This window comes from Streptomyces humidus (genome assembly GCF_014649655.1).
GTDB lineage: Bacteria > Actinomycetota > Actinomycetes > Streptomycetales > Streptomycetaceae > Streptomyces > Streptomyces humidus.
Genome location: NZ_BMTL01000110.1, coordinates 1 through 2,256, shown reverse-complemented (window position 1 = coordinate 2,256; position 2,256 = coordinate 1). Strand labels below are relative to the sequence as shown.

Annotated in this window: 2 protein-coding genes; both read left to right on the top strand. The window is 69.3% G+C overall.

What is annotated here, in order from left to right:
• Positions 1 to 879 (top strand): acyl carrier protein (locus tag IE239_RS41235; protein WP_190154572.1); only part of this gene is annotated, 879 nt, incomplete at its 5' end.
• Positions 809 to 2,256, top strand: a 1,448-nt coding sequence (locus tag IE239_RS41230) for a type I polyketide synthase (RefSeq protein ID WP_373308239.1), incomplete at its 3' end; no start/stop codon positions are given. The genes IE239_RS41235 and IE239_RS41230, both read left to right, overlap by 71 nt.

The following is a 2,256-nucleotide window of genomic DNA, read 5'->3' as shown; positions in this document are numbered from 1 at the left end:
AATTATTCGGCGGCGAACGCGTTCCTGGACGCGTTCGCTCAGTGGCGCCGTGCGCAGGGGCTGCCGGCTGTGTCGCTGGCCTGGGGCCTGTGGGGTGCGTCGAGTGCGATGACGGAGACGCTGGGGGAGTCGGATCAGGCTCGGATGAGCCGTGGCGGTATTCGTGCGTTGTCCGTCGAGGAGGGGATGGCGCTCTTTGACACCGCGATCGGCGCCGACGAACCGGCACTGATACCTGTCAAGTTCGACTTCGCGGCCCTCGCCGAGCAGGCGGCCGTCGACCAGGTGCCGTCCATGCTGCGCGGCCTGGTCCGCAAGCCACGCCGAAGCGTCCGTGTCAGTGCCGTCGGCAGCGTCGGCGACATGGCGGGGGAGTCCTTGGCCGACAGGCTGGCGAAGATGCCGCAGTCGGAGCGGCAGCGAGCCCTGCTCGACCTGGTGAGCGCCGACGTCGCGACCGTACTGGGTCGCAGCGGGCTGGAGGCCATCGCGCCGGACCGCGCCTTCAAGGACCTCGGCTTCGACTCGCTCACAGGTGTGGAGCTGCGCAACCGGCTCACGGCGGCCACGGGACTCCAGCTTCCCGCTTCGGCGGTGTTCGACTACCCGACGCCGGCCGCTCTCGCCGATGTCCTGTTGGAGCAGCTGGGTGTCTCCCCGATGTCCGTGCTCGCCGAACTGGATCGACTCGAAGCCGCGTTGAGCAGTACGTCTCTGGACGACGACGTCATGGCCCAGATGGCCAAGCGCCTGCAGACCCTGGCGACCAGGTGTGCGGAGCCCGGTGCCCTGGCGGAGGGCGAGAGGGATTTCGACCTCGATTCCGCCTCCGACGACGAGCTCTTCAGCTTCGCGGAGAACGAGCTCGGGTCTTCCTGACAGCGGCGCCGCCCCCACACCTGTTGAGCAGAAGGACTTTTCGATGAGCACGAACGACGACAAGCTGCGCGATTACCTCAAGCGAGCCCTCGCCGATCTCACCCAGGCGCGCAAGCGGTTGCGCGAGGTCGAATCCGAGAAGACGGAGCCGATCGCGATCGTCTCCATGGGCTGCCGTCTCCCGGGAGGCGTGTCCTCGCCAGAGGACCTCTGGAAGCTGGTCGCAGAGGGAACAGACGGCATCTCGGCCTTCCCGACGGACCGCGGCTGGGACGTGAACGGGTTGTTCGACCCCGACCCTGAGCGTCCCGGGAAGTCGTACGTCAAGGAGGGTGGCTTCGTCGCCGACGCCGCTGAGTTCGACGCCGCCTTCTTCGGCATCAGCCCGCGTGAGGCAGTGGCGATGGATCCGCAGCAGCGGCTGCTGTTGGAGACCTCGTGGGAGGTGTTCGAGCGTGCGGGCATCGACCCGACCTCGCTGCGAGGCCGCAACGTGGGTGTCTTCGCCGGGACCAAGCCCCAGGACTACATCCCGAGCCTCGAGGGCGGGGAGTCCAGCACCGAGGGGTACGCCCTGACCGGCAGCGCCGGCGCGGTCACCTCCGGCCGCGTCTCGTACACGTTCGGTTTCGAGGGCCCCGCCGTCTCCATCGACACGGCCTGCTCCTCCGCACTGGTCGCCATCCACCTGGCAGCCCAGGCGCTGCGCAGCGGTGAGTGCTCGCTCGCGCTGGCGGGCGGTGTGTCCGTGATGGCCACGCCGGGCGCGTTCGTGGCCTTCTCGCGGCAGCGGGGCCTGGCGAAGGATGCTCGCTGCAAGGCGTTCGCGGCGGGCGCGGACGGTACGGCGTGGGCCGAGGGCGTGGGCCTGCTGTTGCTGGAGCGGCTGTCGGACGCTCGTCGCAACGGCCACGACGTCCTGGCGGTCGTGCGCGGCAGCGCGGTGAACCAGGACGGCGCGTCGAACGGCCTGACCGCGCCCAACGGCCCCTCGCAGCGACGTGTCATCCGCCAGGCGCTGGCCAACTCCGGACTGCTCGCCACGGACGTCGACGCGGTGGAGGCGCATGGCACGGGTACTTCGTTGGGTGATCCGATCGAGGCGCAGGCGTTGATCGCGACGTACGGGCAAGGCCGCCCGGCGGACCAGCCGTTGTGGCTGGGTTCGGTGAAGTCGAACCTCGGTCACACCCAGGCCACCGCGGGTGTGGCGGGTGTGATCAAGATGGTGCAGGCGATGCGGCATGGTGTGCTGCCGAAGACCTTGCACGTGGATGAGCCGTCGTCGGCGGTGGACTGGTCGGCGGGTGCGGTGGAGCTGCTGACGGAGTCTCGGGAATGGCCGGCGGCACCGGACCGTCCTCGGCGTGCTGGTGT